Here is a 25,312-nt window from a genome sequence, read left to right as displayed (position 1 = left end):
TACTCGGCGCGCGGCTACTCGGCGCGCGGCAACAGGCGCCGAACACGGTCGCAGACGCCAACGTGCTCGTCATCGGGTACAGAACCCATCGGGTATGGAACGGCTCGGGCCGGCCACCGTGACGGTGGCCGGCCCGAGCCGTGCGGAGCCGCGGAGCGGCGCGGCGACTAGTCGATGCGCTTGCCGGAGGCGTTGTCGAAGCGGTGCAGGCGCTCCTCCGGGGCATGGACCTTCAGCGTCTCGCCCATGCTGACCTGCGCGCGGCCGTCGAGACGGACCACGAACTGGTGCTCCTTGCCGGAAATCTGCGTGCGGCCGTAGGCGAAGGCGTCCGAGCCGAGCTCCTCGACGACGTCCACGACGACGTCCCAGGTGTGCTCGCCGACGCTCGAGTCGCTCACGAGCTTCAGGTCCTCCGGGCGGACGCCGACCGTCTGCGTGCCCTCGTCCACGAGGTTCATGGCCGGGGAGCCGATGAAGCCGGCGACGAAGACGTTGGCCGGGCGGTCGTACAGGTTGCGGGGGGTGTCCACCTGCTGCAGCAGGCCGTCCTTGAGCACGGCGACGCGGTCGCCCATGGTCATGGCCTCCACCTGGTCGTGCGTGACGTAGACCGTGGTGACGCCGAGACGGCGCGTCAGGGACGCGATCTGCGTGCGCGTCTGGACACGCAGCTTGGCGTCCAGGTTGGACAGCGGCTCGTCCATGAGGAAGACCTGCGGCGAGCGGACGATCGCGCGGCCCATGGCGACGCGCTGGCGCTGGCCGCCGGAGAGGGCCTTCGGCTTGCGGTCCAGGTAGTCCGTGAGGTCGAGCAGGCGGGCGGCCTCCTCGATGCGCTTGCGGCGCTCGTCCTTGTCCACGCCGGCGATCTTCAGGGCGAAGCCCATGTTGTCGGCGACCGACATGTGCGGGTAGAGCGCGTAGTTCTGGAACACCATGGCGATGTCCCGGTCCTTGGGCGCGACGTCCGTGACGTCGCGGTCCCCGATGAGGATGCGGCCCGCGTTGACGTCCTCCAGGCCGGCGAGCATGCGCAGCGTGGTGGACTTGCCGCAGCCCGAGGGGCCGACGAGGACGAGGAACTCGCCGTCGGCGATCTCCAGGTTCAGCGAGTCCACTGCGGGCGTGGTGCTGCCCGGGTAGAGACGGGTGGTGTTGTCGAAAGTGACCGTAGCCATGGTGTATCCCTTCACCGGCAGGTACGTGCCGGACGATCCGTTGTGAATGGGCCCTCGTGTGAGGGTAGTCACAAGTCTCGCATACTCCGCAGCAGTTCCAGAAACTCCGTCACGTCATCGAGCGACTCCAGCCGGTACCCGGCGGCCGTGGCGCCCTCGCCGACCTTGACGCCGACGTCGCCCGCGGCGAGCACCGCGAACCCGTGCTCGTCCGTCACGTCGTCGCCCACGAACACGGTCGCGTCGGCGCCGGTCCCCTCGCGCAGCCAGGCCAGGCCCAGGCCCTTGTCCACCCGGACGACGGCGGCCTCCAGGACCGCCTTGCCCTCCGTCACCTTCACGTCGAGGCCGACGAGCGCCGTGCGCCCGGCCTCCAGAGCGGCCGCGCCGTCCTCCTCCGAGCACTGCCGGACGTGCAGGACCACGCCCGAGGGCTTGTGCTCCAGCCGGGCGCCGGGGAACCGCTCCGCCACGGAACGCAGCGCCCCCGTGGTGCGGTCCAGCTCGGCGGCCTGCTCCTCGGTCAGGGTGAGCGGTTCCTCCCCGGCGGCCGGACTGTAGCGCTCCGCCCCGTGGCTGCCGACCAGCCATGTGGCCTCCGGCGGCGTGGCCGTGGCCCGCAGGCTGGAGAGGTGACGGCCGGAGAGCAGCGCCGTCGTCGTCCGGCGGGGCCGGGCCGCGCTCCCCGTCGCAGCGCCCGCCGCATCGTCCGCCACGTCGTCCGCCGAGGCGCCGTCGGATCCGCGGGCGAGGGCCGCGAGGGCCGCAGCCGAGCCGGGGAGGGGCCGGGCGTCCTCCGGGCGCGGGACGAACGGCGCCAGGGTTCCGTCGAAGTCCAGCGCCACGAGCAGGTGCGGCACGTCGGCGAGGGCCGCGACGGCGGTCTCGAGTTCGGCGGGGATCGGCATGTCAGTGCTCCTGGTGGACGCTGTCCGGCTCGGGCGCGCTGTCCGGTTCCTGGTCGCGGTCACCGGCGCCCGTGGTCCGGTTCTCGGTCCGGTGCGCGGATTCCGCCGGGTCCGCGGAGAGCGACTTGAGGAAGCGGCGGGACCAGCGGTTGACGTCGTTGGTGGAGATCTGCCGGCGCATGATGCGCATCCGGCGCTGCGCCTCGGTCGTCGGCATCCGGACCGCCTCGATGATGCGCTCCTTGAGCGCGTCGATGTCGTGCGGGTTGACCAGCAGGGCGTGCTTGAGCTGGTCGGCGGCCCCGGCGAACTCGGAGAGGATCAGGGCCCCCCGGCTGTCCACGTGCGCGGCGACGAACTCCTTGGCGACCAGGTTCATGCCATCGCGCAGGGCGGTGATCAGCATGACGTCGGAGGCCAGGTAGAGCGCCACCATCTCCTCGAACGGGTAGGAGTGGTGCAGGTACCGGACGGCGGTGTGGCTCATGGTGTCGTGCTGGCCGTTGATGCGGCCCACCGTCAGCTCGATCTCGTCCCTGAGCTCCTTGTACTTCTCCACCCGTTCGCGGCTCGGGCTCGCCACCTGCACCAGCGCCGCACCGCCGACCTCCAGCCGGCCGTCCTCGAGCAGCTCGTCGAACGCCTTGAGCCGGTGGCCGATGCCCTTGGTGTAGTCCAGCCGGTCCACGCCGAGCAGCACCACGTCCGGGTTGCCCAGGCCGCGCCGGATCTCCTTGGCGCGGGCCTGGACCTTCGGGTCGTTCGCCATCTTCGCGACGGCCTGCGCGTCGATCGAGATCGGATGGGCCTCGGCGCGCGAGATGTGGGTGAGCTTGCCCTCCTCGTCCTGCACGTGGACCTGCTGGCCGCGGATGGTGAAGCCGAGGATCCGGCGGACCGCGCCCATGAAGTTGGAGGCGTCCGAGGCGCGCTGGAAGCCGATCAGGTCGGCGCCGAGCAGCCCCTCGAGCACGCGGTGGCGCCAGGGCAGCTGGGCGAAGATCTCGACCGGCGGGAAGGGGATGTGGTTGAAGAAGCCGATGCGCAGGTCCGGCCGGGCCGCCCGCAGCATCTTCGGGACCAGCTGCAGCTGGTAGTCCTGCACCCACACCGTGGCGCCCTCGGCGGCGACGGCCGCCGTGGCGTCCGCGAAGCGCTGGTTGACGCGCCGGTAGCTGTCCCACCACGCGCGGTGGTACTCGGGGGTGACGATCACATCGTGGTACAGCGGCCACAGCGTCGAGTTGGAGAAGCCCTCGTAGTAGTGGTTGACCTCCCGCTCGGAGAGCTCGACCGGGACGATCTGGATGCCGTCGTGCTCGAAGGGCTCGACGGTCTCGTCCGGGGCGCCGTGCCAGCCCACCCAGGCGCCGTCGGCCGCGGTCATGACCGGCGCGAGCGCGGTGACCAGGCCGCCGGGCGAGCGCTTCCACGAGGCCTCGCCGTCGTCGTTCACGACCCGGTCCACCGGGAGACGGTTGGCGACGACGACGAAGTCGAACTGCTCGGGGTTCTGGTCCTGGGCGGAAGCGGACATGCGTTTCTCCTCGACTAGGTTGGATAGAGCACCGTCATGCCCGAGCCTATAGCGTCCACTAATATGGCGGGAGCACACGAACCTTCAGCCGACAGATAAGGATGTTCCCAGCATGGCTGAGTCCCCGAAACGACCGAGCAAGGCCGAGCGGAGCTCGTCCGCCCGCGAGGCGGCGCGCCGGCTCCACGGGGAGGAGCAGGCCAAGGCCAAGCGCAAATCGCTGCTGGTCAAGCTCGGCGTCGTGGGCGCCATGGTGGTCATCGTGGCCCTCGTGATCATGATCGTCGTCCAGAACCGCAACGCCGAGATCCCCGAGTCGGGGCCGATCCCGCAGGGCGGCAACGAGCACGGCGGCATCGTCCTGGTCTCCGACGGCGAGGGCGGGGTCACCGTGGACCCCGAGCTGACCGGCGAGCGCACCATCAGCCTCGATGACATCGGGGAGCCGCTCCCGCAGGGGGCGGCCCCGGAACCGCGCGGCGTCGCCGGTGAGGAGCCCGCCGAGAGCGGCCCCGCCGAGATGGTCGTCTACGTGGACGTGAACTGCCCGCACTGCGCGCAGTTCGAGGGCCAGTACGGCGACCAGCTCGAGGAGTGGGTCGCCAGCGGCGACATCGTGCTCGAGTACCGCAACGTCGCGTTCCTGGACGGCAACTCCTCGACGAACTACTCCTCGCGCGGTGCCAACGCCCTGGCCTGCGTCGCCGATCAGGCGCCGACGGCCTACATGGACTTCGCCTCCGCGCTCATGGCGCAGCAGGAGGAGGAGCTGGACAACGCCGGCCTGGCCGCGCTGGCCGCCGAGAACGGGGCCGAGGGCCTGGAGGACTGCATCGACTCCGGCACGTACCGCCCGTTCGCCCAGGCCACGCACGAGGCGGCCGTCGCCGACGCCATCCCGGGCACCCCGAGCGTGTGGCTCGACGGCGAGGAGTGGGACATGCAGGGCCAGCCCGACTTCGCCGCGTGGGTCGGCGAGCGCCTCGGCTGACACCCGGCCCTCAGCCCGCCGCCGCGTAGCGGCAGCGTGACGCAGGGGTACGACGGCGGTGATTCGCCGCCGTCGTACCCCGTGGGTTAATCTGGACGGGCTGCCCGCCGCTCGCGGCGCGGCACCCATCCCGCCCCCTTAGCTCAGCTGGCCAGAGCATCTGTCTTGTAAACAGAGGGTCGCCGGTTCGAATCCGGCAGGGGGCTCGCGACTGAAGCACGAAGGGCCGCCGTCTCCGTTCCGGAGGCGGCGGCCCTTCGCGTCCGCGGAGTCAGCGGGAGGGCAGGTCCCGCGTCGCCGGACCCTCGAGCACCTCGCCGTCCGGCGTGAAGCGCGAGCCGTGCAACGGGCAGTCCCAGGTGCGCTCGGCGTCGTTCCAGTCGAGGACGCCGCCCAGGTGGGTGCACACGGCCGAGACCCGGCAGACCCGGCCCCCGATCTTGGCGACCGCCACCGGCGCCATGCCCTGGCGGTGCACCACGCCCTGCCCCTCCGGAGGCAGACCGCCGGCCCCCGGGGCGCGGGACGCCGGGGAGCGGTCCGCCGGGGCCTCCGCTGGATCGACCGGACGCGCGGCGGCACCCTCGGTGCGGTTCTCCTCGGACCGGGACGTCTCGGCGGAGACCCATCCGGAGGCCAGGTGCGCGGCGACCTTGGCGTTGATCCTCAGCGCGTCGGCGATGCCGCCGAGCGTGGGCGCATGGTCGTACAGGGTCTCGGCCCAGTCGGTCCGCCCGCCCAGGATGTGCGAGGAGAGCGACAGCGCGGCGGCGACGCCGTTGGTCAGGCCCCACTTGTTGAAGCCGGTCGCCACGTGGATGCGCCGGCCGCTGCCAGGCAGCGCGCCCACGATCGGGGCCAGGCCCGTGGCCCGGTAGTCCTGCGCGGACCAGCGGTGGGTGCGCTCCGCCCCCGCGAACTGCTGGCGCGTCCAGTCGTGGAGTTCGTCCGCGAGGGCGGCGGGGGAGGCGCTGCGGCCGACGGGGTAGCCGTTGCCGCCGACCACCAGGACGTCGCCGCCGTGCGGATCCGGTGCGGTGCGCAGCGTGCGGCTCGGCTGGTCCACCGAGAGGTACATTCCCTGCGGCGGCCGTGCGGAGCCCGGCAGCCGGTACGCGGCCGCGTGGGAGCGGTGGGGTTCCAGCCGGGCGAAGTCCAGCCCCCGGTTGAGGATCGGCGTGCCCGTCGCGAGGACCACCTGGTCCGCGAGGACCCGGCCCAGCGACGTCGTCAGCGTCACGCGCTCGCCGGCGGCCCGCGGGGCGTCGACGTCGCGCACCCGCACCCCCTCGATCAGGACGCCGCCGTGCGCCCGCAGGTCCGCGGCCAGCGCCACCAGGACCGGCAGCGGGTCGATCTGCGCCTGGCCGTCCAGGCGGAGTGCACCGGCGGTCGCGAAGGGCAGCCCCACGTTCTCGGTGAAGTGGACGTCGAGGCCGGCGTCGCGCGCGGCGTGGAGCTCGGGTTCCAGCGACTCGAGCCCGGACGGGGTGGTCGCGTACGTGTAGGCGGGGCGCCGCTGGTAGGGGACCTCGTGCTCGTCCAGGTAGCGGGTCAGCCACGCCTGGCCCTCCCGGTTCGCGTCGACGTACGCCTGCACGACCTCGGCGCTGGTCTTCCGCTGCAGGCCGGACAGGGTGGTGCCCTGCAGCAGGCTGACCTTGCCGGTGGTGTGCCCGGTGGTGACGGCACCGACGTGCCGGGCCTCGAGGACCGCCACGGTGACGCCCGAGCGGGCGAGCAGCAGCGCCGTCGTCAGGCCGGTGATCCCGGCCCCGACCACCACGGCGTCGTACTCCGCATCCGGTTCGAACGGCTCGGGGTGAACCGGGTCGGGGCCGGTGGAGCTGCGCGCCCCGTGCGCCGCGGTCGCCCGCGACAGCCAGAGCGAGGTGCTCTCGGGTGTGGACGCGTCGGGTGTTGTCATGGCGGGCTCCCCTCCGAATCGACTCGTGGCAGAACACGTGGGCGTGACCTGTGACCGAGCGTACGCCGACGAACAGGTGGGGTTCTAGCGCTGAGCTGGGAATCGGCGGGGAGTTCTCCGGCGCCCCGGCACCCGGCCGGCGGGGACGAGGCGGCGGGCGCGCCACGCCGCCCGGGCACCGCGGCCTGCTGGCTGGCGGCCGCGCCGCTCAGTAGATTGTGCAGCATGGCCCTCACACTCGCCGTCATCCCGCGCGGCCCGGAAGCACCTTCCCACCGCCCGCTCGAACCCCTGCTCGCCTCCGTGGCCGACGCGGCCCGGCCGCGGCTCGGCCCGCGCTACCGGGCGGAGCCGACCGTCCGGCCGGACCTCAGCATCAACGGCGGCGCCGTCGCCCAGTGGACCGCCGACGGCGAGACCGACGTCTTCTACACGCTCAAGGGCCGCTGGGCCGCGAGCTCCTCGCCGCGGACGGCGACCCCACTGTGGCGGGCGATGTCCTCGGGCGCCGGCCAGCTGCGCTACTCCGAGCCCGTCTGGGGCACCTACATGGCCATGATCGGCGACAAGAGCACCGAGCGGCTCTTCGCGTGGAACACGGTGCCGACCGTCGAGGCCGTCCACTACGCGCAGGACGCCGACTACACGTACGTGTCCAATCGCCCGCTGCTCATCGCCCTGGCGATGAACGACGGCGACCTGTCCCGCGTCCAGCTCGACACCGAGCGGTACCTGCCCGAGTACCTGAACTTCGGCTTCTCGATCAGCGGCGCCACGCCCTTCAAGGGCGTCACGACCCTCGAGCCGCGCAGCACGCTCGCCGTGGTGGACGGCCGGATCGGCCTCGGCCCCGCACCCGTGGCGGACCGGGTCGAGCTGGTGGAGCAGGAGAACGAGCGCCACACCGGAGCCGCCGAGCTCGCCGAGGCGTTCCGGGCCGCGACCCGCCGCTGCGTCGACCGCCGCTACTCGGACACCGTCCAGCTGCGACTGAGCGGCGGGCTGGACAGCCGCATCATCCTCGGGCTGCTCCGCGAGCACCCGGTCCTGGAGATCTCCACGGTCACCCAGGGCGGGCAGACCTCGCCGGATGCCGCCGTCGCGGCGATCCTCGCCCAGCGCGCCGGCGTCCCGCACCAGGTGGTCTACCCGGAGCTGACCGACGACGAGGGCTTCATCGAGTCCATGCGCCGCTCCATCTTCGAGTCGCAGGGCTTCCTGCCGTCGGAGGCGCTGACCGCCCCCTACGCGGCGGCAGCGCCGATGCACGACCGCGAGATGCTCGCGGCCGGCCAGTGGCCCCTCTTCAAGGGCGTGCTCGACAAATCCGGGCGGAACACGCTGGACGAGGTCCGCGCCAAGCTCTTCGGCGTCGACGCGCGCATGCTCAACCCGGAGCTGAACGCGCAGACCCGGGACACCGTGGCGGCCTGGATGGCCAGCGTCCACGGGACGAGCAACCTGGAGTACCTCTACATGTACGCCCGGGACATCCGCTCCAGCCGCTACCTGCAGCCGCACAACATCCAGGTGGACCGCATCAGCCAGCTGATGTACCCGTTCCTGGACTCCCAGGTCGCCGCGGTGGCCGACGTCCTGCCGGCGCTGAACCGGATGCGCAACATCGCGGCGTTCCTCGCCGTGGAGCGCATCTGGCCGGAGGCGGTCCGGGTGCCGACGCCCGCGGACGGCCGCTTCCGGTTCGAGCTGACGCAGCCCATGGAGGGCGTCTCCGGGCCGCACTACGAGGAGCGGATGGCCGTGGCGCCGCCCTACACCGGCACGGTGGTCCGCCCCGCGGCCGTGGACCGTCCCGCGTTCCAGGAGTACGCGGGCGACCCGTTCCGCTCGGTCGCACGGTATCTCCTCGCCAGCCCCCGGTACGCCGTCCTCGAGCCGCTGCTCGGGGACGAGACCCGGGACGTCGTGCGGAGACTGATCGAGAAGCCCATCGCCGAGGCCATGGCCCCCTACCCGGATCTGCCGCCCGCGCGCAGCATGCGGCTGCGGCTGTGGAGGGTCCTGCTGGCGGACCTGTGGCTCGAGGGCGGATGGAGGACGCTGAGCGACTGAGCGACTGAGCGACTGACCGGCCCCTGGGGGAGCGTGCCACCCGCCGGCCCGGACCGATTTGGCGGCGGGGCCGCGGTGCCGTTAAGATAGTCCGGTGCCTGCACGCAGGCACGCATCCCCGGATCTTTAGCTCAGTTGGTTAGAGCGTTCGCCTCACACGCGAAAGGTCGCTGGTTCGAGTCCAGTAAGATCCACCGCCACGGTCGGCCAGACCGAGGAAGCCCCCGGCAGCGCCGGGGGCTTCCTGCGTCTGCGGCAGCGGTTCAGTCTGCCAGCATGTCGCGCACCAGCGGCGCCACCCTGGTCCCGAGCAGCTCGATGCTGCGGGCGATCTCCCCGTGCGGCAGCGTGCCGTTGCTCAGCTTCAGGTCCATGCGCGCGAGGCCCAGGTGCCGGGCGACGCGCGCGATCTTCCGGGCGACCGTCTCCGGCGAGCCGACGGCGAGGTTGCCCTCCGGCCCGGCAGAAGCCTCGAACTGCCCGCGACCGTAGCCCCGCCAGCCCCGCTCCCGGCCCATCTTGGACATCTGCGCGTAGTAGTGCGGCCAGAGCAGCTCCTTGGCCTGCTCGTCCGTCTCCGCCACGAAGCCGTGCAGGTGCGCGCCCACCGGGCGCGGCCCGTGCCCGAACTCCTCGAGCGCGTTGCGGTAGATGTCGGCGAACTGCTTGAACATCAGCGGGTCGCCGCCGATGATCGCGAGCATCATGGGCAGCTCCCGGCGGGCCGCGCGGACCGCGGACTCCGGGCTGCCGCCCACGCCGACCCAGGCCGGCAGACCGCCCTCTGTCCTCGGGTGGACGTCCTGGCCCGTCAGGCGGGACCGCGTCCGGCCGGCCCACGTCACCGGCTCCTCGCGGAGGAGCCTGCGCATGAGGTCGAGCTTCTCGTCGAAGAGGACCTCGTAGTCGTGGAGGTCGTAGCCGAAGAGCGGGAAAGACTCGATGAAGGACCCCCGGCCCAGGATCATCTCCGCGCGGCCGCCGGAGATGCCGTCGAGCGTGGCGAAGCGCTGGTAGACGCGCACGGGGTCGTCCGAGCTCAGCACGGTCACGGCCGAACCGAGCCGGAGGCGCTCCGTCCGCGCCGCGACGGCGGCCAGCACGACCTCGGGCGCGGACACCGCGTAGTCGGCCCGGTGGTGCTCGCCGACCCCGAAGAAGTCCAGGCCGGCCTGGTCCGCCAGGACGCCCTCCTCGACCACGTCGCGCAGCACCCGGGCGTGGGCGTGTCCCTCGGTCTCGGCCTCCACGTTGACGTCCCCGAACGTCTCGACGCCGAGTTCCAGCACGCTGTCCATACCGCCTCCAAAAATAGATGTATTTGCATGCAAAACCCTGTGGCGAAGCTATCTATTCCCGCCCGTACCCACGCCTCCGGGGCGGCTGTAAAGTGAGCGGCGAGAGCAGTCTTGGAGGAGTCGCCAGGTGAGTCGTACGCAACCGTTCGAACCCGAGCCGTCAGGCGGGGAGGAACAGCAGTCGCGCGTCCACTTCGAGTCCCCGGCCACGTCCTCGGCGCTCGCCCCCGAGAACGGGGACGAGGCGGAGGCGTCCGCCGCCACCCCTGGTTCCGCAGCTGGTGCCGGGGCTGGTTCTGCAGCGCACGAATCCGCGGCGCACGACTCCCAGACCGGACAGGGCGGCGGACCCGATTCCTCCGCCGACGCGAACCCGGTCGCCGGGCCCATTCCCAGGATCGTCACGTCGCAGATCGCCAACCCCCTGGCGCCACCGCCCCGCCCCGCGCCCGTCCTGCCGCCGTCGGCCGACCCGAACGACGACCGCACGCAGGCCGAGATCGAGTGGGAGGCGTTGAACTACGGCCACGGCGTCACGAGCACCGAGGGCGGGCCCGCCATCGAGCGCGACGACGACGCCGACCGCCCCTCCGGCTACGGCACGCCGCACCAGGCCGGGCAGGCCCCGACGACCGGAGGCCCGGACACCGGGGCACCCTCCCCGGGCGCCGGCTCGGCTGCCCAAGGGGCCGGTGCTCCCGGGGCCGACCCGTCCGGACCGGGCCCGGCCGCGTCCGCCGGACCGCCGCCGACGGGGGCCCTGCGTCCGCCCAAGGGCGGCACGCCCAGGCCGCGCTGGCCCGGTGGGCCGGTGACGACGTCGTACCCCGCCACGGGCGCCTACCCGAGCACGGGGACGTACCCCGGCACGGGCACGTACCAAGGGCCGCCGACCCAGGCCTATCCCGGCTCGCAGGCGCACCCGGTGCACCCGCAGACGGCGCCGCAGCCGACGACGGCCGCCCAGCAGCGGGCCGGGCGCGGACGGCTGCCCTCCTGGCGGCCCGCCCCGAGCGCCCGCCGCGTCTTCTCCCGCCTCCTGACCACGGAGCACCCGCCCACGCAGGCCTTCTCGATCGTCGACCGGCTGGTGGGCAGCCCCTACGCCAACCCCACGGTGCAGACGGGCGTGCACGAGACGGACGCCCGCGAGACGCTCGAGTTCACGCTCGACCTCGCGGAGATCATGTTCCGCTTCGGCGGCGGCGCCCTGGAGGCCGAGACCAGCATCATCGCGGTCACGGCGTCCTTCGGACTGCGCAACGTGGACGTGGACATCACCAACCAGTCCATCCACATCAACTACGCCGGCGACGACCAGATGCCGATCAGCCTGCTGCGCGTGGTCCGCTCGTGGACGAGCAACTACGCGGGCCTGGCGCTGGTCCACCAGCTGGTCACGGACATCGTCGCCGGCGACGTCAACCGGCGCGAGGCGATCGAGCGGCTGGAGGCGATTTCCCGCAAGCCCAAGCCGTTCCCGCGCTGGATGGCCGACGCGGGCGGCGGCGTGTTCGCCGGCTGCTTCGTGCTCTTCAGCGGCGGCAGCCTCCTGGGCGGCATCATCGCCTTCCTGTCCTGGCTGGCCGTCTCGCAACTCTTCAAGGTGTCGGCGAGCTGGCGCATCCCGGAGTTCTTCGCCACCGCGTTCGCCTCGGTCCTGATCACCACCACGGCGCTGCTGCTGTGGCGCTTCCACGTCCCCATCGAGCCGTCGATGGTGATCGCCGGCGGGATCATGCTGCTGCTGCCCAGTGCCCGCTTCGTCGCGTCCGCGCAGGACGCCATCAACGGGTTCCCCGTCACGGCGATCGGCCGACTCCTGCCGGCCATGATGATCTTCGCGGCGATCGTCTCCGGCATCATGACGGGCATCGTGATCGGCGACCTCTCCGGCATCGGCACGGTCGACGTCACGGAGGCCACCGCGATCGCCTATCCCACGTGGTTCCTGGTCCTCGTGGTGGGGCTGGCGATCACGGCGGGCACGGTCTTCGAGCAGTCCTCACCGAAGCTCCTGCTTCCGACCGCCGCGGTCTCGGTGCTGGGCTACCTCACGATGCTGTTGGTGCAGCAGCTCGGCATCGGTTCCCGGCTAGCCCCCGCCGCGGCCGCGGTGGTGATCGGCGCCGCGGGCCGCTGGGTGGCGCTGCGCATGGAGGCACCGCAGATGGTGGTCGCGGTGCCGGCGATGATGTTCCTGCTCCCGGGGCTCATGATCTTCCGGGCGATGTACGGCATCACGGTCGACTCGGGCGACCTGGTCCTCGGCATCACGCAGATCATGAACGCGTTCGGCATCATCCTCTCCATCGCCGCCGGGATCGTGCTCGGCGACACCATCGCCCGCCCGCTGACCAAGGGCTGGAACTCGCACGAGCGCCGCCGGATCCGCCGCCGCTGACACGGAGCGGTCGATTCAGAACAGGGAGCCCTGCCCGCCCGCGCGCCCGTCCCGCTCCGGCGGGGACGGCGGACCGGTCGGGGCTTCCCCGGTCCCCGGGGAGGCGAGGGCCGAGGGCTGCGCGGGAAGCGTCCAGTCGATGGGCGGGGCGCCCTGCGCCGCGAGCAGCTCGTTGGCCCGGCTGAACGGCCGCGAGCCGAAGAAGCCGCGCCGGGCGGACAGGGGCGACGGGTGCGCGGAGGCGATGACCGCCGTCGTACCCGCGCCCGTTCCAGCGCCGGCGCCGTCCGCCCCGCGGGGCGCGAGGAGCGGGGCCAGGCGCTGGGCGTCCCGGCCCCAGAGGACGGCGACGAGCGGACCGCCGCGCGCCGCCAGCGCCCGGATGGCCGCGTCGGTGACGGCCTCCCACCCGAGCCCGCGGTGGGACCCGGCCTCCCCGGCGCGCACGGTGAGGACCCGGTTCAGGAGCATGACGCCCTGCCCCTGCCACGCGGAGAGGTCCCCGTGCGCCGGCGGCGCGACGCCCAGGTCCGACTGCAGCTCCCGGTAGATGTTGGCCAGGGACCGGGGGAGTGGCCGGACGTGCCCGTCGACGGCGAAGCTCAGCCCGATCGGGTGCCCCGGCGTCGGGTAGGGGTCCTGGCCGACGATCAGCACGCGCACCTCGGACAGCGGGCGGCCGAAGGCCCGCAGGACGTGCGGCTCCGCCGGGAGGATCTGCTCGCCCGCGGCCCGGCGCGCCGCGACGGCCCCCAGCACCTCGTCGAGCGCGGGGGCCACGGGGGCCAGTGCGGTGCGCCAGTCTTCGGCCAAGTCCATGCGCCCATTAAAGTAGATGGTCGGGTCCCGGACGGGGACCCACGGACGCCGGGCGGGCCGGGCGGGTTCCGCCGTAGAGTGGCGGGGCCGGCCGGGCAGGCCGGGCCGATGGAGGAGACGAGGAGGGCGCATGCCGCAGGAGGAGCTGTCCGAGCTCGAGCAGCGCATGCTCGAGCTCGAGAAACGGCACTTCAAGCACGCTGGCGCCAAGGACCAGGTGATCCGGGAGGAGTTCGAGCTCTCGCCGACGCTCTACTACCAGCGGCTCAACGTGCTGATCGACACCGACGCCGCTCTGGCCCATGATCCGATGTTGATCAAGCGGTTGCGTAGACTACGAACGACGCGACGACGAATCAGCCCCCAGGCCGCATCAAAGGACGTTTAGTGAGTAAGTACCCCAGCGACGAGTTCGACCGAGTCCCGGAATACACGGACCGTCAGGGTGTGCACCGGCTCGACGCCGGGATGGCACCTGTCAAACGCGGCGGCCTCTGGCCGCTCATGCTCTTCGGCGTGGCCGCGCTGATCATCGGCATCGTCGCCTTCACGCTGCTGCGCCCCCAGTTCGGCGCCGAGCCGACGGCCGGCTCCGACGCGTCGTCCTCGGCGACGCAGAGCGGCGAGCCCGCGGCGGAGTCCTCGGAGGGCGACGACGGCGGGTCGCCGGCGGCCGAGGACGGCCAGGACGGGGCCGGCCAGGGCGGCGAGGACGGCGGCGACGCCTCCGATCCCGCCACCGGCGAGGACGAGCAGAGCGAGCAGCCGGGCGAATCGGGCGCGGTGGACCAGGGCATCGCCGTCGGCGTCTACAACGCGTCGACCGAGCCCGGCCTGGCGGGGACCCGCGCCGACGCCCTGCGCGCGGCCGGGTACACCGAGGTGGTGACGGGCAACTGGACCCGCCAGGTGGAGCCCACGGTGGTCTACTACCGCGGCGAGGCCTCGGCGGCCACGGCGCGTGCGATCGCCGACGAGCTGGGCATCGCGACGATCTACCAGACGGAGAACATCCCCCTGGAGATCAGCGTGGTCCTCGGCACCGTCAACTGACCGGTTCGCCGCCCTCCCGTCTGCCGGCGGGCGGCAGGCAGCCATGTACAACGTTGTAAGCTGTGATTCCGTCCACCGCGAGGAGGAATCATGGCCGTGACCCTGCACGATGTCGCCCGGCGCGCCGGCGTGTCCATCAAGACGGTCTCCAACGTCATCAACGACCGCCCGAATGTCGGGAACACCACCCGTGCCCTGGTGCAGGCCGCCGTCGAGGAGCTCGGCTACACGCCGAACCTCACGGCCCGGGGGCTCCGCTCGGGACGGAAGGGCGCCCTCGCGCTCGCGGTGCCCGATCTCGCGCTGAGCTACTTCGCGGAGCTCGCCGCAGCCGTGATCGAGACCGCCGAGGCGGCCGGCGTGGTCGTGCTGATCGAGCAGACCGGCGCCAGCCGCGACCGCGAGATCGCCTTGCTGAAGAGCCCCCGGCTGAACATGACGGACGGGCTGATCTTCTCCCCGCTGGGGATGGGGCAGGAGGACGTCGAGGCGCTCCGGGTCGACTATCCGCTGGTGGTGCTGGGCGAGCGCGTCTTCGACGCGCCGACGGACCACGTGACCATGCACAACGTCGCCGGCGCGCGGGCCGCCACGGACCACCTCTTCTCCCTCGGGCGGCGCCGCATCGCCGTCGTCGGGGCCCATGCGGGCGAGGTCGTCGGTTCGGCGGGGCTACGCCTGGCCGGCTACCGGGAGGCGCTGGCGGCCGCGGGGATCCCGTTCGACGAGGATCTGATCGGGTACTCGGAGCTGTGGCATCGTGCCGACGGCGCCAACGCGATGCGCGAGCTGCTGTCCCGTGGCGTGGCCTTCGACGCGGTGTTCGGGCTCAACGACACGTTGGCGCTCGGGGCCATGCGCGTGCTCCAGGAGGCCGGGCGCCGGGTGCCGCAGGACGTCGCCGTGATCGGCTTCGACGACCTGGACGAGGCCCCGTACGCCATTCCCTCGCTCTCCACGGTGGACCCCGGGCGAGGCTGGATCGCCCGGACCGCGGTGGGGCTCCTGCTGCAGCGGATCGAGTCCGGCGGCGGCGATGCCGTCCCGCAGCGCCATCTGGCCGACTTCCGCGTCGTCGCCCGCGAGTCCACCGTGGCGCGGTGACCTGCTTCACAAATTTCGCTTGACAGGGGTCTGAAGGCCAGCCAAGATACTGGGTACAACGTTTACGGTACAACGTTGTACCGGGAGGGCGGAGCGCCGTCCCCCGCACTCCGCCGGCCCCGCCCGGGGCTGGGACGGGCCGCAGCAGTGGGCCGGACCCCGCCGGCCGCCCGGCACGATCAGCATCGCATCCACGAGAGGGACGTATTGACGATGAAGTCCAGGACTTCCAGAATGGCCGCCGCGACCACGGTCGCCGCGCTGACCATGGTCGGTCTCGCGGCCTGCTCCGGCGAGGCCGAGGCCGCCTGCACCAACGACGTCGTCCACCCCGACGCGAAGCAGGTGACGGTCTGGGCGTGGTACCCCGCCTTCGAGCAGGTCGTCGACCACTTCAACGAGACGCACGACGAGGTCCAGGTCTGCTGGACCAACGCCGGGCAGGGCAACGACGAGTACACGAAGTTCTCCACCGCCATCGAGGCCGGCTCCGGCGCCCCCGACGTCATCATGCTCGAGGCCGAGGTGCTGTCCAGCTTCGCGATCCGCGACGCGCTGGTGGACCTGACCGAGTACGGCGTCGGCGAGATCGAGGGCGACTACACCGAGGGCGCCTGGAAGGACGTCTCCAGCGGGGACGCCGTCTACGCGGTCCCGGTCGACGGCGGCCCGATGGGCATGCTCTACCGCCAGGACATCCTGGACGAGTACGGCATCGCCCCGCCGACCACGTGGGCGGAGTTCGAGGCCGCGGCCGTCCAGCTGAAGGAGGCCGGCGCCCCCGGCGTCCTCGCCAACTTCCCCACCAACGGCCGCGCCTTCAACCAGGCGCTCTTCGCCCAGGCCGGCTCCGCGCCGTACGAGTACGACCCCGCCAACCCGGCCGAGATCGGCATCGAGGTCGACGACCAGGCCTCCAAGGACGTCCTCGCCTACTGGGAGGGCCTCGTCGACGAGGGGCTCGTCAGCACCGACGACGCCTTCACCGCCGACTACAACACCAAGCTCGTGGACGGCACCTACGCCATCTACCTCGCCGCCGCCTGGGGACCCGGGTACCTGCAGGGACTCTCCGACACCGACCCGGACGCGGTGTGGCGCGCCGCCCCGCTCCCGCAGTGGGACCTGGAGAACCCGACCCAGGTGAACTGGGGCGGCTCCACCTTCGCCGTCACCGAGCAGGCCGAGGACAAGGAGGCCGCCGCCCTGGTGGCCCAGGAGATCTTCGGCACCGAGGAGGCGTGGAGGATCGGGGTCGAGGAGGCCGCACTGTTCCCGCTCTGGAAGCCGATGCTCGAATCCGAGTACTTCCGCGAGCTGGAGTACCCCTTCTTCGGCGGCCAGAAGATCAACGAGGACGTCTTCCTCGAGGCCGCCCAGGGCTACGAGGGCTTCACGTTCAGCCCCTTCCAGAACTACGCCTACGACCAGCTCACGGAGGAGCTCTTCGCGATGACCGAGGGGCAGAAGGAAGCCGCGGGCGCCCTCGAGGACCTCCAGGGCAGCCTCGAGAAGTACGCCCAGGAGCAGGGCTTCACGCTGAAATAGCCGCCGATCCGGCCGCCACCCCCGACGTGTCCGGCCCCGTCCCGCCAGCCGGCGGGACGGGGCCCCGCACGGCCCTCCCGTCCCACTAGGAGATACACCATGACGACTCAGACGCTCGAGCCGAGCCCGGTCGCGAGCCGGGCCCGCGCCTCCGCGGGGTCGGTCCTCGTCCGGCGGCGCCAGCGCTGGGGCTGGCTCTTCGTCTCGCCCTTCCTGCTGGTCTTCGCGCTCTTCCTGATCATCCCCCTGGGCTACGCGCTCTGGATGAGCCTCTTCACCTCGACCCTCGCCGCGGGGACCGAGTTCACCGGACTGGCCAACTACGTCCGGGCCTTCAACGACCCCCTGTTCCTGGAGGGGATGCTCCGCGTCCTCGGCTTCGGAGCGGTGATGATCCCGGCGCAGCTGATTGTCGCCCTGATCGCGGCCCTGGTCCTCGACACGCTGTCGACCTGGCTGTCCAAGCTGACGCGGCTCTTCATCTTCGTCCCGTACGCCGTCCCGGTGGTAATCGGCGCCCTGATGTGGAGCTTCCTGTACAGCCCCCGCTTCGGGCCCGGCGCCACGATCTTCACGGCACTCGGGCTCGACGCGCCGAACTTCCTCGGCCCGGACACGATCTTCGCCTCGCTCGTGAACATCGTGACCTGGCAGTGGGCCGGCTACTACATGGTGGTCATCTACTCCGCGCTGCGGGCCATCGACCCGGCCATCTACGAGGCGGCACGGATCGACGGCGCCAACGGGCTCCAGACGGCGCTGCGGATCAAGATCCCCATGATCTCGTCCTCGATGGTCATGGTCATCACCTTCGCGCTGATCGGCACCCTGCAGTTCTTCACGGAGCCCGTCGTCCTCCAGAGCATCGCCCAGGGATCGATCGACGCGGCGTACACGCCGAACATGTACGCGTTCTCGCTGGCGTTCTCCTACAGCCAGTTCAACTACGCGTCGGCCATCGCCTTCTCGCTGGGCATCCTCGTGTTCATCGGGTCGTTCGTGTTCCTCTTCCTCACACGCAAGCAGAGCGGTCTCAAATGATGGCAACCCCGACAAGCACCATCCGTGCCCGGCGCCCGGCCGGCCGCCGGCGGGTCGGCTCCCACGCCTTCCTGATCATCCTGGCGTTCTACTTCATCATCCCCATCTGGTGGCTCGTGGTCGCCGCCACCAAGGACACCGCCGGCCTGTTCGGCAGCCCCGCCTTCTGGTTCGCCGACGATTTCGCGCTCTTCGGCAACATCGCCGGTCTCTTCCAGCATCAGGACGGCATCTACTGGCGCTGGCTCGGGAACTCGTTCCTCTACGCGTTCACCAGCGGCATCGGCGCCACGATACTCGCGGTCCTCGCCGGGTACGGGTTCGCGAAGTTCCGGTTCCGCGGCGGCAGCTGGGTCTTCACCCTCATCCTCGGCTCCGTCATGGTGCCGCTGACCGCGCTGGTGATCCCCACCTTCGTGCTGCTGAGCGACTACGGCATCATCAACACGCCGTGGGCCGTCATCCTGCCCTCCCTGCTGAACCCGTTCGGCGTCTACCTGATGCGCATCTACACCCAGGACGCCATCCCGGACGAGATCATCGAGGCCTCCCGGATCGACGGTGCCGGCGAGATCCGGACATTCGTCACCGTAGTCCTCCCGATGCTCCGCCCCGGCGTGGTGACGGTGCTGCTGCTCTCCGTCGTCGTGACGTGGAACAACTTCTTCCTGCCACTGGCCGTCCTCACCGACCCGGACCTGCTGCCGGTCACCGTCGGCCTGAACCGCTGGACCGCACTCTCCAACGCCGGGGCCGGCGGCGAGCAGGTGTGGAACCTCATCACGTCGGGCGCCTTCATCTCGGTCGTTCCGCTGATCCTGTCCTTCCTCTTCCTGCAGCGCTACTGGCAGGGCGGCCTCAGCACGGGCGCCATCAAGTAGGACCGCAGCTCCCCGGCGCGCCGGCGACGGCGGCGCGCCGGGACCGCACCCCCCCCACGCGACGAAAGTGAAAACATGACTGACGCATCCTCGACCCTCGACCCGAACCACAGCGTCGGCCCCGTGCAGCGGCGGCTCTTCGGCGGGTTCGTCGAGCACCTCGGACGACACATCTACGACGGCATCTTCGAACCCACGCACCCAGAGGCCGACGAGGACGGATTCCGCCGCGACGTGATCGCGCTCGTCCGCGAACTCGGCGTCTCGACGATCCGCTACCCCGGGGGCAACTTCGTCTCCGGCTTCCAGTGGGAGGACAGCGTCGGCCCCCGCGAGGATCGGCCCCGCCGCCTCGACCTGGCCTGGCACTCGACCGAGACCAACGAGGTCGGGCTGCACGAGTTCGCGGACTGGCTGGAGAAGGTCGGCAGCGAGCTGATGCTGGCCGTGAACCTCGGGACCCGCGGCACCCGCGAGGCGCTCGAGCTGCTCGAGTACGCCAATATCCCCGGCGGCACGGCCCTGGCCGAGCGCCGCATCGGCAACGGACGCCGCGAGCCCTTCGGCGTGAAGATGTGGTGCCTCGGCAACGAGATGGACGGCCCCTGGCAGGTGGGGCACCGCTCGGCCGAGGACTACGGCAAGATCGCCGCGCAGACCGCCAAGGCCATGCGCATGGTGGATGCGGACCTCGAACTCGTGGTCTGCGGATCCTCCAGCGCCCACATGCCGACGTTCGGCGAGTGGGAGCGCACGGTCCTGACGCACACGTACGACGACGTCGACTACATCTCCTGCCACGCCTACTACGAGGAGAAGGGCGGGGACCTCGGATCCTTCCTCGCCTCCGCGGTGGACATGGACCGCTTCATCGAGTCCGTCGTCGCGACGGCGGATCACGTCGGCGCGGTCCGCGGCTCGCAGAAGCGGATCGACATCGCCTTCGACGAGTGGAACGTCTGGTACCAGTCCCGGTTCGAGAACGTGGACAAGATCGCGGGGCTGGACAACTGGCCCGTCGCGCCGCGCCTGCTGGAGGACGTGTACTCCGTCGCGGACGCCGTCGTCTTCGGCAGCCTCATGATCTCCCTGCTCAACCACGCCGACCGGGTCACCAGCGCGTCGCTGGCCCAGCTGGTCAACGTGATCGGCCCCATCATGACCGAGCCCGGCGGGCCGGCCTGGCGGCAGACCACGTTCTTCCCGTTCTCGATCACGTCGCGGCTGGCCCGGGGCCGGGCCCTCCGCCTGCCGGTGCAGGCCGGCACCTACCCAACGGAGCGCTACGGCGAGGTCCCGCTGGTCGACGCCGCGGCCACCCACGACGACGAGACGGGCCGCGCCGCCGTCTTCCTCGTGAACCGCAGCACCACGGAGGAGCTGACCGTCACGGTGGACGTCACGCGACTCGGGGACCTGTCCGTCGAGGAGAGCCACCTCATGGCCGACGAGGACCACTACGCCAAGAACACCCTGGAGGACCCGGAGCGCGTGACGACGCGGCGCAACGAGTCCGCCCGCGTCGTCGACGGGCGGCTCACGGTGGCCCTGCCGCCGGTCTCCTGGACGGCCGTGGGGCTCGCCTGACGCGGAGGGGAGCACGACGGCGGGCGGGGCGGCGGCGATCGACCGCGCCTCCCGCGGGCAGAATGTTCACGGAGGCCACCGGCGCGACCGAGGGCTGCGGCGGTCCGGACGGGCCCCGGGAGAGGAATCGATGCAACCGAGCGAGACCAACTGGGCGGGGAACCTCGCCTACCGTGCGGGGGCCATGGCCCGGCCGAGCAGCCGCGAGGAGCTCCTCGCGGCGCTCGCCGGCGAGGGGGAGCTGCGCGTCGTCGGCAGCCGGCACTCCTTCAACACGATCACCGACACCGCCGGCACGCTCGTCTCGGCCGAGGACCTCCCGGCCGGCATCGAGATCGCCGCGGACCGGCGCTCGGTCGGCCTCGGCGGGGGCGTGCGCTACGGCGACCTGGCGGTGGAGCTCGCCCGGCACGGCCTGGCCCTGGCGAACCTGGCCTCGCTGCCCCACATCTCGGTCGCCGGAGCGATCGCCACGGGGACGCACGGCTCGGGGGACCGGCTCGGGTCGCTCGCCACCTCGGTCCGCGCCCTGACGTTCCTGGCCCCCGACGGCGCCGAGCGCACCTACCGGCGCGGCGACGAGGACTTCGCGGGGGCCGTGGTGCACCTCGGGGCCCTCGGCGTGGTGGTCCGCGTGGAGCTCGACGTCGAGCCGGCCTACCAGGTCGTCCAGACGGTCTTCGAGTCGCTCGACTGGGCCACCGTGGTCGAGAACTTCGACGCCGTCACTGGGTGCGGCACCAGCGTCTCGCTGTTCACCTCCTGGGGCGGGACCGGCGGGGTGGACCAGATCTGGGTCAAGGACCGCGCCGACGCCCCTGCGGGCAACGCGGCGGCGGTTCTCGCCGGACTCGGGGCCCGGCCGGCGGACGGTCCGCGCCATCCGCTGCCCGGGGGCGACACCCGCGCGAGCACCGAGCAGCTCGGACTGCCCGGTCTGTGGTCGGAGCGCCTGCCGCACTTCCGACTGGCCTTCACCCCCTCCAGCGGTGACGAGCTGCAGTCCGAGTACTTCCTGCCCCGGGAGGCCGCGCGCGCCGCGATCGCCCGCGTGCAGGCGCTCGGGCCCCGCCTGGCGCCGCTCGTGCAGGTCTCCGAGCTGCGCACCGTCCGGGCGGACGACCTCTGGCTGAGCCCCGCCTACGGGCAGGACGTCGTGGCCTTCCACTTCACGTGGAGGCCGGACCAGCCGGCGGTCGAGGCGCTCCTGCCGGAGCTCGAGGCGGCCCTCGGCGAGGGCGTGCGGGCGCACTGGGGCAAGCTCTGGCAGCTGGACCCGGCCTCCGTCGCGGGCGGCTACGAGCGCTGGGACGACTTCGTCGCGCTGCAGCGCCGGCACGACCCGCAGGGACGCTTCGTCAACGACTTCCTCCGGCGACTGGGCCTGTAACCGGTTCGGAACCCGGGACTCGGGGCCCGGGGCCGCGCCGGGCCGGGCCCGGCCGGAGCACCGCCGGGGTGCGCTCCGTGCCCCCGCCCACCCGAGCGGCGCCGGCGGGCGGGCGGCCGCCCGTCGGCCTACTTGCACTCTCCGCTCGAGAGTGCCAATAATTGGTTTAGCACTCGGAAGCCCCGACTGCCAGACGCACCTCCGGGTGCCGACGGCTGCGGGCGACCGGTGATTCGTGGATTGAGGTAGCGAGGGTGCTCGCGGAGGCGTTCCGAACAACGCCGCCGTGGAGGCTCGTCCGTCGCGGGCGTTGCCGTCACTCCACTTCCATCGCATGAATGTCCCGGAAGGACCACACGCAACCATGGCCAAGATGATTGCATTTGACGAGGAAGCTCGCCGCGGCCTCGAGCGCGGACTGAACACCCTTGCCGACGCCGTGAAGGTGACGCTGGGCCCGCGTGGCCGCAACGTCGTCCTCGAGAAGAAGTGGGGCGCGCCGACGATCACCAACGACGGCGTCTCCATCGCCAAGGAGATCGAGCTCGACGAGCCGTACGAGAAGATCGGCGCCGAGCTGGTCAAGGAAGTCGCCAAGAAGACGGACGACGTCGCCGGCGACGGCACCACCACCGCCACCGTCCTCGCCCAGGCGCTCGTCAAGGAGGGCCTGCGCAACGTTGCCGCCGGCGCCGACCCGCTCTCGCTCAAGCGCGGCATCGAGAAGGCCGTCGAGGCCGTCACCGCCGAGCTCATCGGCTCCGCCAAGGAGATCGAGACCAAGGAGCAGATCGCTGCCACCGCGTCGATCTCCGCCGGCGACACCCAGATCGGCGAGCTGATCGCCGAGGCCCTGGACAAGGTCGGCAAGGAAGGCGTCATCACGGTCGAGGAGTCCAACACCTTCGGCCTGGACCTCGAGCTCACCGAGGGCATGCGCTTCGACAAGGGCTACATCTCCGCCTACTTCGTCTCCGACGCCGAGCGCCAGGAGACCGTGCTGGAGGATCCGTACATCCTCATCGTCAACTCCAAGATCTCCACGATCAAGGACATGGTCGGCATCCTGGAGAAGGTCATGCAGTCGGGCAAGCCGCTGATGATCATCGCCGAGGACGTCGAGGGCGAGGCTCTGGCGACGCTGGTCCTGAACAAGATCCAGGGCCGCTTCAAGTCCGTCGCCGTGAAGGCCCCGGGCTTCGGCGACCGCCGCAAGGCCATGCTCGCCGACATCGCCATCCTCACGGGCGGCCAGGTCATCTCCGAGGAGGTCGGCCTCTCGCTGGACAAGGCCGAGCTGGACATGCTGGGCCAGGCCCGCAAGGTCGTCATCACCAAGGACGAGACCACCATCGTCGAGGGCGCCGGCTCCGCCGAGGAGATCGCCGGCCGGGTCAAGCAGATCCGCGCCGAGATCGCCAACACCGACTCCGACTACGACCGCGAGAAGCTCCAGGAGCGCCTCGCGAAGCTGGCCGGCGGCGTGGCCGTCATCAAGGCCGGTGCCGCCACGGAGGTCGAGCTCAAGGAGCGCAAGCACCGCATCGAGGACGCCGTGCGCAACGCCAAGGCGGCCGTGGAGGAGGGCATCGTCGCCGGCGGCGGCGTGGCACTCATCCAGGCCGGCGAGCGTGCCTTCGGCAAGCTCGCCCTCGAGGGCGACGAGGCCACCGGCGCCAACATCGTCAAGGTCGCCATCGAGGCCCCGCTGAAGCAGATCGCCTTCAACGCCGGCCTCGAGCCGGGCGTCGTGGCCGACAAGGTCAAGGGCCTCGAGTCCGGCCACGGCCTCAACGCCGCCACCGGCGTGTACGAGGACCTGCTGGCCGCCGGCGTCAACGACCCGGTGAAGGTCACGCGTTCCGCGCTGCAGAACGCCGCGTCCATCGCCGGCCTGTTCCTCACCACCGAGGCCGTCGTGGCCGACAAGCCGGAGCCGAACGCTCCGGCCGGCGGCGGCGACGACATGGGCGGCATGGGCGGCATGGGCGGCTTCTAGGCCCTGGCCACCCGGGCCCGGTCCGACTGCGGGCCGGGTCCGACGCAGCGGAGGTGCCGCACCCTCGAGGGGGGTGCGGCACCTCCGCCGTTTAACCAGCGATCGCCCCGCAGAGACTCGCGGGGACCACCTGCAGAGACCCGCGGAGACCACCCGCAGAGAGCCCCGGAGGGTCCGGCCGCGCGTCAGCTAGTCGGCGACCCGGCGCCACCGCCCTCCAGGTGGGCGAGCTCCCGCGTGAGGTTCGCTCGGGCGGCCGCCTCCCAGAGGCGCCGGCCGGCCTCGGTCCCGAACAGCGGATCCTGGGCGAGCAGGCCGCGCAGGACCTCCGCCCGGCCGGCGGCGAAGTCCGGGTCGGCGACGTGGGCGTAGTCCTGCCTGACCTGCTCGGCATAGCGCCGGTACTCCGGCCACGGGCGGGCGAGGACCTCCAGGTCCGCATCGCACAGCGCCTGGCCGTCCGCGTCGGCGGCAGCGGGCGAATGGCTGGCGGTCGTCCGGACCAGCCGGGCGACCTCGGCCGCGTCGGCGGCAGGCAGGAGGTCCCGCAGGCGCGCCTCCGCCAGTGCGGCGGAGGCCTCCTCGTCCCGCCCCGGGACCCCCTCGTAGACGGCGTCGTGGAACCACGCGGCCAGACGCACCCGCCGCAGGGCGGAGTCGTCGGCGGGTGCTCCACCGGCGGCCGCCAGGGTGTCGAGGGCGCGCAGCACCGCGAGCAGATGGCTGCGCCCGTGGTAGTGCCGGTGCGGCTCGGACCACCGGCGGAGCAGCTCCTCGCGGACGCGCTCCGCGGCCGCCGGGCCGTCCAGGCCCAGGGCGTCCCAGCGTCGCCGCAGGATGGCCTCCAGCCTCTCGTCCCGCTGACGGGCGGGGACCCGGAGGCCGGAGCGGATCAGCCGCCGCACCAGCTCGCGGCCGGAGACCGGGACGGCCCCCAGGGCCACGAGCTGCTCGTAGCGGCGCTCCGGCACGTCGTAGTGGTCGCGGTCGAACGCGCGCGGAGGCAGGCCGGCCCGCTCGGCGAAGGCCTGCAGCTCCTCGAGCGACGCGTCCGAGACGAGGTGCGAGAACAGGGTGCCGTGGGCCGGCCACGCCGGCGGATCGATGTAGAGGGCCACGGGCACCACAGTACGCCGCGGCCGGGGACGGGCGCGGGGACGGGCCAGCCGCCTAGTAGGTGAACATGCTCGCGTTGGCGGACTCGACGTCGTCGTACTGCTGCGACGCCCGGGCGAGCGCGCCGTTGATCGAGGCGAGCGACTCCTCGACGCGCAGCTGTGTCCCGTGCCAGTCGGCGACTACGGCCTGGAAGTTCGTGGCCGCCGCGCCCTGCCACGTTCCCTCGAGCTCCCGGAGGTTCGCCGTCATGCTCGCGACCTCCGAGCGGAGGCGCTCCACGGTCGCCTGGACGGCGGCCGCCTTGGTCCGCATCTCGGCCGTGTTCGCTGCAAATGTGCTCATGGCATGTCCCTTTCACTGCGCCGGTCCGCCACGGGCCGGCCCTCGACGCGGCCCACGGACCGCGGCGGGGCGAGCGCCCCACGGCCCGACGCTACGGAGAGCGGCCGGCA

At 71.9% G+C, this 25,312-nt stretch carries 20 protein-coding genes and 2 tRNA genes; 14 read left to right on the top strand and 8 right to left on the bottom strand.

The window, feature by feature from the left end; translation table 11 throughout:
• Positions 1-167: 167 nt before the first annotated feature.
• The 3 genes from ABD784_RS05740 to ABD784_RS05730 form a co-directional block, all read right to left on the bottom strand.
• The gene (locus ABD784_RS05740; RefSeq protein ID WP_344881170.1) at positions 168-1,181 is read right to left on the bottom strand and encodes an ABC transporter ATP-binding protein; all 1,014 of its coding nucleotides are present in this window, start codon (positions 1,179-1,181) and stop codon (positions 168-170) included.
• Positions 1,182-1,249: 68 nt separating this feature from the next.
• Entirely contained in the window at positions 1,250-2,089 is an 840-nt protein-coding gene (gene otsB / locus ABD784_RS05735) for a trehalose-phosphatase (protein ID WP_344881167.1), read from the bottom strand.
• A 1-nt stretch (position 2,090) separates the two neighbouring features.
• Positions 2,091-3,626, bottom strand: coding sequence for an alpha,alpha-trehalose-phosphate synthase (UDP-forming) (locus tag ABD784_RS05730; protein WP_344881164.1), 1,536 nt, complete (start codon positions 3,624-3,626; stop codon positions 2,091-2,093).
• A 112-nt stretch (positions 3,627-3,738) separates the two neighbouring features.
• On the opposite strand from ABD784_RS05730, the gene ABD784_RS05725 reads away from it, so the two are divergent.
• The gene (locus tag ABD784_RS05725) at positions 3,739-4,617 is read left to right on the top strand and encodes a DsbA family protein (RefSeq protein WP_344881161.1); all 879 of its coding nucleotides are present in this window, start codon (positions 3,739-3,741) and stop codon (positions 4,615-4,617) included.
• Positions 4,618-4,749: 132 nt separating this feature from the next.
• Positions 4,750-4,823, top strand: a tRNA-Thr gene (locus ABD784_RS05720).
• Positions 4,824-4,888: 65 nt separating this feature from the next.
• Here the strand turns inward: ABD784_RS05720 and ABD784_RS05715 are convergent.
• Positions 4,889-6,544, bottom strand: a complete 1,656-nt coding sequence (locus ABD784_RS05715; protein WP_344881158.1) for an FAD-dependent oxidoreductase — start codon at positions 6,542-6,544, stop codon at positions 4,889-4,891.
• A 225-nt stretch (positions 6,545-6,769) separates the two neighbouring features.
• Here ABD784_RS05715 and ABD784_RS05710 point away from each other — a divergent pair, with 225 nt between their 5' ends.
• Positions 6,770-8,617: an asparagine synthase-related protein gene (locus ABD784_RS05710; RefSeq protein WP_344881155.1), complete on the top strand. Its 1,848-nt coding sequence runs from the start codon at positions 6,770-6,772 to the stop codon at positions 8,615-8,617.
• 120 nt (positions 8,618-8,737) lie between these two features.
• A tRNA-Val gene (locus ABD784_RS05705) sits at positions 8,738-8,811 on the top strand.
• Positions 8,812-8,880: 69 nt separating this feature from the next.
• Here the strand turns inward: ABD784_RS05705 and ABD784_RS05700 are convergent.
• Positions 8,881-9,915, bottom strand: a complete 1,035-nt coding sequence (locus ABD784_RS05700; RefSeq protein ID WP_344881152.1) for an LLM class flavin-dependent oxidoreductase — start codon at positions 9,913-9,915, stop codon at positions 8,881-8,883.
• Between the two features lie 127 nt (positions 9,916-10,042).
• Between ABD784_RS05700 and ABD784_RS05695 the strand changes: the two genes are divergently transcribed.
• Positions 10,043-12,319, top strand: coding sequence for a threonine/serine exporter family protein (locus tag ABD784_RS05695; RefSeq protein ID WP_344881149.1), 2,277 nt, complete (start codon positions 10,043-10,045; stop codon positions 12,317-12,319).
• Between the two features lie 15 nt (positions 12,320-12,334).
• Here ABD784_RS05695 and ABD784_RS05690 read toward each other — a convergent pair whose 3' ends face one another.
• Positions 12,335-13,138: a uracil-DNA glycosylase gene (locus ABD784_RS05690; protein WP_344881146.1), complete on the bottom strand. Its 804-nt coding sequence runs from the start codon at positions 13,136-13,138 to the stop codon at positions 12,335-12,337.
• Positions 13,139-13,268: 130 nt separating this feature from the next.
• Here ABD784_RS05690 and ABD784_RS05685 point away from each other — a divergent pair, with 130 nt between their 5' ends.
• From ABD784_RS05685 to groL, 9 genes are all read left to right on the top strand, one after another.
• Positions 13,269-13,526, top strand: a complete 258-nt coding sequence (locus tag ABD784_RS05685) for a DUF3263 domain-containing protein (protein WP_344881143.1) — start codon at positions 13,269-13,271, stop codon at positions 13,524-13,526.
• Positions 13,526-14,191 carry a LytR C-terminal domain-containing protein gene (locus ABD784_RS05680; RefSeq protein WP_344881140.1) on the top strand — a complete coding sequence of 222 codons (666 nt, stop codon included), beginning with the start codon at positions 13,526-13,528 and terminating at the stop codon, positions 14,189-14,191. Before ABD784_RS05685 ends, ABD784_RS05680 begins: the two co-directional genes overlap by 1 nt.
• A gap of 90 nt (positions 14,192-14,281) precedes the next feature.
• Positions 14,282-15,295 (top strand): LacI family DNA-binding transcriptional regulator, encoded by a 1,014-nt coding sequence (locus ABD784_RS05675; RefSeq protein ID WP_344881137.1) that lies wholly within the window; start codon positions 14,282-14,284, stop codon positions 15,293-15,295.
• A 234-nt stretch (positions 15,296-15,529) separates the two neighbouring features.
• Entirely contained in the window at positions 15,530-16,843 is a 1,314-nt protein-coding gene (locus tag ABD784_RS05670) for an ABC transporter substrate-binding protein (protein WP_344881135.1), read from the top strand.
• Positions 16,844-16,942: 99 nt separating this feature from the next.
• Positions 16,943-17,884: a carbohydrate ABC transporter permease gene (locus ABD784_RS05665; RefSeq protein ID WP_344881133.1), complete on the top strand. Its 942-nt coding sequence runs from the start codon at positions 16,943-16,945 to the stop codon at positions 17,882-17,884.
• Positions 17,884-18,765, top strand: a complete 882-nt coding sequence (locus ABD784_RS05660) for a carbohydrate ABC transporter permease (RefSeq protein WP_344881130.1) — start codon at positions 17,884-17,886, stop codon at positions 18,763-18,765. Before ABD784_RS05665 ends, ABD784_RS05660 begins: the two co-directional genes overlap by 1 nt.
• A gap of 75 nt (positions 18,766-18,840) precedes the next feature.
• Positions 18,841-20,352, top strand: coding sequence for an arabinosylfuranosidase ArfA (arfA, locus tag ABD784_RS05655; protein ID WP_344881127.1), 1,512 nt, complete (start codon positions 18,841-18,843; stop codon positions 20,350-20,352).
• A gap of 130 nt (positions 20,353-20,482) precedes the next feature.
• Positions 20,483-21,742 (top strand): D-arabinono-1,4-lactone oxidase, encoded by a 1,260-nt coding sequence (locus tag ABD784_RS05650; RefSeq protein WP_344881124.1) that lies wholly within the window; start codon positions 20,483-20,485, stop codon positions 21,740-21,742.
• 364 nt (positions 21,743-22,106) lie between these two features.
• Positions 22,107-23,741 carry a chaperonin GroEL gene (gene groL, locus ABD784_RS05645; protein WP_344881121.1) on the top strand — a complete coding sequence of 545 codons (1,635 nt, stop codon included), beginning with the start codon at positions 22,107-22,109 and terminating at the stop codon, positions 23,739-23,741.
• Positions 23,742-23,926: 185 nt separating this feature from the next.
• On the opposite strand, the gene ABD784_RS05640 is transcribed toward groL, so the two are convergent.
• Together ABD784_RS05640 and ABD784_RS05635 are read right to left on the bottom strand one after the other, a co-directional pair.
• Positions 23,927-24,859 carry a DUF4031 domain-containing protein gene (locus ABD784_RS05640; RefSeq protein WP_344881118.1) on the bottom strand — a complete coding sequence of 311 codons (933 nt, stop codon included), beginning with the start codon at positions 24,857-24,859 and terminating at the stop codon, positions 23,927-23,929.
• A 52-nt stretch (positions 24,860-24,911) separates the two neighbouring features.
• The gene (locus tag ABD784_RS05635; protein WP_344881115.1) at positions 24,912-25,202 is read right to left on the bottom strand and encodes a WXG100 family type VII secretion target; all 291 of its coding nucleotides are present in this window, start codon (positions 25,200-25,202) and stop codon (positions 24,912-24,914) included.
• Positions 25,203-25,312: the final 110 nt, after the last annotated feature.

Origin of the sequence: Zhihengliuella alba (assembly GCF_039538765.1) — a bacterium.
GTDB lineage: Bacteria > Actinomycetota > Actinomycetes > Actinomycetales > Micrococcaceae > Zhihengliuella > Zhihengliuella alba.
This window is presented reverse-complemented; position numbering and strand designations above follow the sequence as displayed.